This window comes from Pyrobaculum sp. (assembly GCF_049971835.1).
Lineage (GTDB): Archaea > Thermoproteota > Thermoprotei > Thermoproteales > Thermoproteaceae > Pyrobaculum.
Genome location: NZ_JBMFKV010000108.1, coordinates 1 through 6,801 on the forward strand (window position 1 = coordinate 1; position 6,801 = coordinate 6,801).

Annotated in this window: 11 protein-coding genes and 1 pseudogene; 10 read left to right on the forward strand and 2 right to left on the reverse strand. The window is 55.5% G+C overall.

What is annotated here, in order from left to right; genetic code table 11:
• The 9 genes and pseudogenes from ACP5J3_RS09425 to ACP5J3_RS09465 form a co-directional block, all read left to right on the forward strand.
• Window positions 1–194 (forward strand): annotated as a pseudogene (locus ACP5J3_RS09425) (transporter); the annotation flags it as partial.
• A gap of 22 nt (window positions 195–216) precedes the next feature.
• On the forward strand, window positions 217–966 hold the full coding sequence (gene surE, locus ACP5J3_RS09430) for a 5'/3'-nucleotidase SurE (RefSeq protein WP_263243090.1): 750 nt from the start codon (window positions 217–219) through the stop codon (window positions 964–966).
• Window positions 967–978: 12 nt separating this feature from the next.
• Window positions 979–1,317 carry a hypothetical protein gene (locus ACP5J3_RS09435; protein WP_014287949.1) on the forward strand — a complete coding sequence of 113 codons (339 nt, stop codon included), beginning with the start codon at window positions 979–981 and terminating at the stop codon, window positions 1,315–1,317.
• 14 nt (window positions 1,318–1,331) lie between these two features.
• The gene (locus ACP5J3_RS09440) at window positions 1,332–2,534 is read left to right on the forward strand and encodes a helicase C-terminal domain-containing protein (protein ID WP_428495457.1); all 1,203 of its coding nucleotides are present in this window, start codon (window positions 1,332–1,334) and stop codon (window positions 2,532–2,534) included.
• Window positions 2,535–2,557: 23 nt separating this feature from the next.
• The gene (locus ACP5J3_RS09445; RefSeq protein WP_428495458.1) at window positions 2,558–3,439 is read left to right on the forward strand and encodes an ATP-binding protein; all 882 of its coding nucleotides are present in this window, start codon (window positions 2,558–2,560) and stop codon (window positions 3,437–3,439) included.
• Window positions 3,427–3,615, forward strand: coding sequence for a hypothetical protein (locus ACP5J3_RS09450; RefSeq protein WP_014287952.1), 189 nt, complete (start codon window positions 3,427–3,429; stop codon window positions 3,613–3,615). Before ACP5J3_RS09445 ends, ACP5J3_RS09450 begins: the two co-directional genes overlap by 13 nt.
• A gap of 19 nt (window positions 3,616–3,634) precedes the next feature.
• Window positions 3,635–4,003 (forward strand): DNA-binding protein, encoded by a 369-nt coding sequence (locus ACP5J3_RS09455; protein ID WP_428495459.1) that lies wholly within the window; start codon window positions 3,635–3,637, stop codon window positions 4,001–4,003.
• 28 nt (window positions 4,004–4,031) lie between these two features.
• Complete coding sequence (locus ACP5J3_RS09460; RefSeq protein ID WP_428495460.1) at window positions 4,032–4,922, forward strand: M48 family metallopeptidase; 891 nt, start codon at window positions 4,032–4,034, stop codon at window positions 4,920–4,922.
• Window positions 4,906–5,292, forward strand: coding sequence for a hypothetical protein (locus ACP5J3_RS09465; protein ID WP_428495461.1), 387 nt, complete (start codon window positions 4,906–4,908; stop codon window positions 5,290–5,292). Before ACP5J3_RS09460 ends, ACP5J3_RS09465 begins: the two co-directional genes overlap by 17 nt.
• A gap of 59 nt (window positions 5,293–5,351) precedes the next feature.
• Here ACP5J3_RS09465 and ACP5J3_RS09470 read toward each other — a convergent pair whose 3' ends face one another.
• Together ACP5J3_RS09470 and ACP5J3_RS09475 are read right to left on the reverse strand one after the other, a co-directional pair.
• Window positions 5,352–5,768, reverse strand: coding sequence for a hypothetical protein (locus tag ACP5J3_RS09470; protein WP_428495464.1), 417 nt, complete (start codon window positions 5,766–5,768; stop codon window positions 5,352–5,354).
• Window position 5,769: 1 nt separating this feature from the next.
• Window positions 5,770–5,955, reverse strand: a complete 186-nt coding sequence (locus tag ACP5J3_RS09475; RefSeq protein WP_428495462.1) for a hypothetical protein — start codon at window positions 5,953–5,955, stop codon at window positions 5,770–5,772.
• Window positions 5,956–6,055: 100 nt separating this feature from the next.
• Here ACP5J3_RS09475 and ACP5J3_RS09480 point away from each other — a divergent pair, with 100 nt between their 5' ends.
• Window positions 6,056–6,778 carry a BtpA/SgcQ family protein gene (locus ACP5J3_RS09480; RefSeq protein ID WP_428495463.1) on the forward strand — a complete coding sequence of 241 codons (723 nt, stop codon included), beginning with the start codon at window positions 6,056–6,058 and terminating at the stop codon, window positions 6,776–6,778.
• Window positions 6,779–6,801: the final 23 nt, after the last annotated feature.

The window sequence follows — 6,801 nt, forward strand, 5'->3', positions numbered from 1 at the left end:
GGTTTGTGGACACGTTCGTAGGCTTCGGCGCCTACACCCTCGCGGTGTCTATAGGGGACTACGTCACGGTGTCTTTAGTCACATCTTCTTACCCGCTCATCACGGCGCTTTTCGAGAGGCCTTTTATGTGGTGGAGGGCGGCGGGCGCCTCTATTGCAGTCCTCGGCCTGGCTTTAGTTGCCCTCATAGGATAAAAACCCGCCTAATGCGCCTCTTGTGAAGATAGTAGTGACTAACGACGACGGCCCTCATACGCCTCTTCTGGAGCCGCTGGTGGAGGTGCTCGAGTCGCGGGGCCACGAGGTGGTCGTCGTAGTCCCGGAGAGGCCGAGGTCCGCCGCGGGACTGGCGAGGACCTACCACAAGCCCCTGAGGGTGAGGAGGATTGGGCGGTTCTACGTGGTGAACGGCTTCCCCGCCGACGCCGTGTTTATGGCCTTGAAGCTGGTTGCGCCAGACGCCGACATGGTGCTCTCCGGCGTCAACGTGGGGGAGAACATCGGCATAGAGGCCACCTATGGAAGCGGCACTGTGGGAGCGGCTGTGCAGGCAGGCGCGCTGGGCGTGCCCTCAATCGCCGTCTCTATGGAGGTTGGCGGCGACGTGGAGTTTATGAAGAGGGTGGTGGGGGGAGCCGTCGAGTCGTTGCGAGCGGGCTTAGACGGGGCGCTGGCGGCTAGCGTCAACATACCTCGGGAGTGGGGAGGGGGTGTCTACTGCGTGAGGAGGCTCGCCAGATCGGTCTACAGTGAGAGGCTGTACGAAGGCGTGGATCCAAGGGGCGAGAGGTTTTACTGGAGGTGGGGGCCTAGGAGGGAGAGCTTCGAGCGGGATACAGACGCGTACTACTTCTACGAGATGCGTGGAATAACTGTGCTGGGCGTCTCCGACTCGGGGATAGTGAGCGTCGGGGGGTTCGGCAGAGAAATGGGGGTGAGAATCGGGGCAAAGCAAATAAACTGCTGACATGGGGCGGCCATGGACGTGGTTAAGACTCTGAGGTACAGATTTGTGCGGTACTGTGTCAACAAGGCGTACGCAGATTTGGACCTCGGCGGAGTCCCCGCCGAGGTTGTCAACGTGCTGGACGACGTGGTGAGCCAGATAAGAGACTTGGAGAGGCACATCACCTCCGTGGACTCCGCCGTGAGGGTGATGCGGGTGGACCTCCCCGAGAAGTTGAAGATGTTGAAAGAACGTGACCCAGCCCTGGCGGAGGCTTTTGTGAAGAATATGGTGAAGTACTGCCTAGAGCTGGAGGAGATTTCAAACTCCAGGTTTAGGGAGTACCTCGAGGAGTTGTTAAGCGGGTTTTAAAGCCCCGCTATTTAGTGAGGTACGTCCTGCACGCCCCCCCTGGGTTTGGGAAGTCTAGGCTGATCGCAAGGCTGGCGGCGGGTAGGCGTTCTCTAATCTTCGTCAGAAGCCACGTGGAGGGGCTCCAGATGGCGCGCTACGTGGCGGAGCACGGAGGCGACGCCGGCGTGCTGTTCGGAAGAAGGCATCTCTGCCCCTTTAGGGCGGAGAGCTGGGCTCGGTGCTTCGAGCTGAGGGATAGCGGGGTGTGTAAGGCTAAGTCTCGCAGGGCCGAGGCGCCGATTTTCGACGTAGAGGAGTTGTATAAAATGGGGGTGTGTCCATACGAGGCGCTCCACGTGGAGGGCAGGCGCAAGGGGGTGGTGGTGTTGCCCCTTGCCTATCTGTCGAAGGTGTCGAACATATCCGCCGTGGCTGACCTTTTCGAGGAGGTGGAGTTCGTCGCGCTGGACGAGGCGCATAACCTGCTGTCGACTGTAGAGGTCGGCGACGAGGAGCTTTACTCGCGGAGGTACTGCATCGGGGGTGGGGGCGGCTTGACGTGTCTCGTGTTGCCGCTAGTTGGCGAGGTGGCTGGGAGGGCCCGTTTTCTGTTGGCGGCAAGCGCCTCCATTGTGAGGCAGTTTTCAGATATTTTTACATATTTCCTAAGGGCCGAGTATGTAGAGATACAGCGCCTGCCGGGGGAGGAGAACCTCGACGTAGATTACATGCCTCTGAAGATCAGGTACAGAACCCGTCTAAAGAAGCGGTATGTAGACGCGGTTATTGACAGGGTTAGGCATATTTTCAGGGAGTATAGGAGGGCTGTGGTGTTTCTGCCAAACAAAGAGCTGGCGTCGCTCTACGCTAGCAAAATTGCAGACCTGCCTGTGTCTGACCAGCCCCTAGGGGATATTGACCACGTAATAGTGACTTACTACGGTAGCCCCATTTCCGAGGGTGTCAACTTAAACGTGAAGGCTGGCGTGTTGGTTGGGTTTCCAATTCCAGATGTCCGTAGCCGGGAGCTGTGGGACAAGGTAAGGATTCTCAAGAGGCTGGGGTATGACGGGTATAAATACGGGGTGTTGTTCACCGCAGTTAACCACGTCGTGCAGGCCGCGGGGAGGGTCATGAGGGGGCTAGACAGAGAGAGGAAGTACATACTGCTCATAGACGACAGATTTGCTGAATACAGATCGTACCTCCCGCGGTACCTGTCAAGAGCCGTGTAGTAGCTTATATTTTACAATTATACATGTGGGAACTCCTTTTGCTACTTCTGCTTCTTGCCCTTACTATGAACGACGGCGTGCTCGTCGGCATTGGGAAGACCGGGCCGGTGTACCTCGCCATGGATAGACACGTCGTAATAACCGGCCCCACCAGGAGCGGCAAGACGAGGCTAGCCAAGAAGATAATCGCCAGGTCAGGACTGCCTGCGCTGGTACTGGACTGGCATGGGGAGTACGGAGGTCTTTCTATAGATGCCAGGAAGCTGAAGTTCACCTTCGAGAAGTTCGACAAGAAACTTCTAGTGGAGATACTAGGCCTGTCGCTTAATCTCAACGAGCCGAGTATCTACTTCCTCTACAGAGCAGTGAGAGGCAGGCGGCTGGAGACTCTGAGGGATATCCTCACCGCGCTGGAGGATTTCCTAGTCACCACTAGGAGCGAGGTGGAGATGAAGGCGGCGATAGCCCGGAGGCTGGAATATGTGATAGATGTCTTCGAAGAGGGGGTAATCCCCGTCGAAACATTATTCAAAACAAAAAAATTCATTTCAATAAATCTTTCAAAACTAAAACTATATGAAGAAAAGATTTTAGTAATATTATTTATATTATCTTCATTATATAATTTTTTATTTAAAAAGGGGGTGAGTAAAAACCCCGAGAGGCTATTGGTAATAGACGAGGCGCAGAACATCTTGGGGAGAGGCGACGTGGTGAAGTACTTAATTTTCGAAAGCGCAAAGTACGGGCTCAGGATAGTGCTTGTGAGCAACGAAATGCCGGCGCAGGACCTCCTCGTCCACTGCAATCTTGTAATCACGAGGCCGCACTACACCTACAACATAAAGACGGCACGCGCCGCTGTGGTGAGGGACAACAAAATCACAGAGTTATGGATAGTGTAGAGAAGATACTAAAGCTCCTAGGTTTAGAAAAGGACGAGCTTGCTCCATGTGATATATATATTAACTATTTTATGCAGTATATCGCTAGTATTGAGAGAAAAATCTCAGAATTAAAAAGTAAAGTAGAGTACTTAGAGGATATATGCTTTAAAAATGTCAAAGAAATAAATAAATAGGGGCACCTTCTTTATGTATATGGCCGACATCCGGACCCTCTCACGAACTTACAACGACAAAATAGACTCTTTCCGTATCAAGCTAATCACCATCAAATTCCTCAGGGAGCAGGTGCAAAACGCCAAGGGAAACCTCGTGACCTTCCGCCCCTCAAAGGTGGCGCAGGACCTCCATCTCTACGGGAGGCAGGATCTAAGAGCCAAGACTGTGTTGATAAGAGCTTTTCTCGACGACTTGGTCCAGAGAGGCTACATCACGATAATTAAGAGAAGCGCGAGGGGAAAGGTGTACGGCTTGTATAAAGCCAACAAGTTCTGGGATATGCTGTCGATATACGAGCCTGAAAAGGTTCTGGAGTTTTTAGAGTCAGAAAAAATTCAGCAGTAGTCTTATATTGAGGAGACTGGGTAAATAGGTGCAGGCAGTAGAACTGATACAGCTTCTCAGGGATAGATACAAAAAAGAGAGCTACAAGGCGGCCCTGGTCGGGACGTATAAGGACGGGAGGTATGTAGACCCCCCGCCGTTGCAGACAAACCTATCACTCTTCCTAGCCCCCCTGGCCCTTTCAGTAGCCCCACTACTGGCGGTCAAAAACCTATACATACAATGGGCACTCGGGGTGTCCCTCATATCCATCACCTACATGGCGCTGTATATATACCTAAAGAAAAACTGCTTTATCCCAGACGCGGTCAAGGTGGTGCGGACTAACTACGGAGACGTGGAGTACCTCAGAAGGAACAAGCTAGAGATCTTGGAAAACCCCCAGAAACTGCCGGGGGACTACGAGTACTACTACGCGCCTGTCAACGTGTGCGTGGCCAGAGACAGACGCCCCAACGCCTTCACTCTAGACGGGCCGCGAGGCCCCGTCGTCTACTTCACCACCGGCATATTCGCCCGGCTGTCCCCCGAGGAGTTGCAGGCGGTGCTGGAACATGAGAGGGGACATATCAAATACCGCCACACCCACAAACTACTTGCCTTCCTAATCTCTGAGTACACCCTCAGAATCCCCCTCGTACACCTGGTCTACGCCAAGTACTCAATAACGCTTCTCGCGATACACCTCATAGGCGTGGCTCTTCTCTACACCGCCATGCTCCAGGCTTTTGAATTCGAGGCAGACAAATACGCGGCGCGGAGGCACAGGGAGAGGCTGGTCTCGGCGCTGGTTAAGCTGGACTGGAACGGCATAGTAGAGTCGTTGCTAAACCCCTTAGCCGCTAGGCTGACTCTGCTAGCCAGGACGCACCCCCTCACAATAGACAGAATACGTAAACTCCATGCAATTCCTTACTAGACTAGCCCGCTCGATAGAGCAGCTGGACAGACTGGCGCAGAAGTACCAAGACGACGAGCTGAGAAGCGTCGTGGCGGAGCTGTATAAGCAGCTAACCACGATAATAAACCTCCTAGAGAAGCTCTACGCCATATACACGGAGCTGGACATAGTCATGAAGACAGACCTCAGAATAGAGCCCGGCCTCTACCTAGACACGGAAGCCCCCACCCAGCCTGAGAAGCTGGCGGAGTTCCTATCTAGGCTGAGGGCCGAGGGGCACGACCCCGACAGAGCCTTGGCGTACCTCCTCGGCGCGGGCATTGCGCAGCTCGAGCTGAGAGACGGGGAGCTCCTCATAAAGCCGAGGCAGGGGCGTCAGCGCTATTAACCACAATCACCAGTCAGACAGCCTGGTCTCCTCACCCAGCCCAGAGCACCTGGGAGAATTTAACACTTTTCCAACAACTCCAGATACCTCCTCAGCACCGCCCCCACGTCTAGGCTGGTGCTGAACCTACGCCGGACCTCGCCGGAGGCCACCCTAGCCGTCTTGCCCGACAGCACAACCTCCGCCGTGGAGGTCGGCGAGACGTACGGCCTATACACCACCCGGTCCCCCACAACCTCCAGAGGCCCCGTGTAGGTGTAGTACCTAGACTTCAAAAGCTCGCCGACCCTATCCATCAGCCGCGTAAGAAGCCAAGCCGCCCTTCTCAAATCCTCCCCACCCACTAAGCACTCCCTGCCCCGGGCCACCACGGCCCCGTATGTGCTTCTGGCGTACATGTGGAGGGCGAGCACCCTATCCCCCGAGGTAATTGTAATAGACCTCACCCCGGGGCTCGCCGTTATTGAGAGAAGCACTTTAGACAAGCTCCAGCGGAGTGTAGCCGTCTGGACACCTATACTGAAGCTTCCTCGCACAGACGTCGCAGAAGACGTAGCCCCACTTCTTACACACATACCTATCTTCAAATGCGTATATCCTCCTCCCACAGCGGGAGCACCTCCCCACCATCAAAGTCTTCGGAGGATAAACCATCGCCCCCATGCAAAGAGGGGGTATTTGAACATTTCGCCACAGACGCCGGCCTCCGCGGGGAGACGCCGACGGGGCGGACAAGTATATATAGGGACAGGTGGCGTCGCGTGTGATTATCGGAGTGCTCCACCTACTGCAGATCGACGACGCCGACTATCTAAACCACGCCGTTAGAAACGCCAAGAGGCTGGAGGAGGCGGGGGTAGACGCCATAATTGTGGAGAACTACTACGACGCCCCCTACAAGCCCCGCGCCGACCTCCGGAGGGCCATCGCAGTCGCCGTGGCCGCCCGCGACGTGGTGCGGGAGGTGTCGGTGCCGGTCGGCGTGAACCTACTACGCAACGCCTGTAGAAAGGCGGCCCTCGTCGCGAAATACGCCGGCGGCAGATTTATAAGATGCAACGCCTACACAGACATAGTGCTCACAGAATCCGGCGTGCTGACCCCCGAGGCCCCCTACCTAAGAGACGTCAAGGTGCTGGCAGACGTCCACGTAAAACACGGCCGCTCCATCTACCCCCCGACGCTGGCGGAGGCCGTCGAGACAGCCACAACCAGGGCGAGGCCCCACGCCATTGTGATAACCGGCGGAAAGACGGGGGAGCCCCCAGACCCAGTGGACATAGCCGTCGCGAGGGCCCACACAGATCTGCCGGTGTTGGTGGGGAGCGGAATCTGCTTCAACACCCTAACCCTCCTCAAAATCGCCGACGGGGCAATCGTAGGCACCTGTCTAAAAGAGGGCAGGGAGGTAGACGTGGAAAAAGCCAAGAGGCTGGTGAGAGGGGCTAAAAACACGCTGAGACCGAGAAGGAGGCTCTCGCTCTAGGGCAGAATCTCCCCATCTCTCAC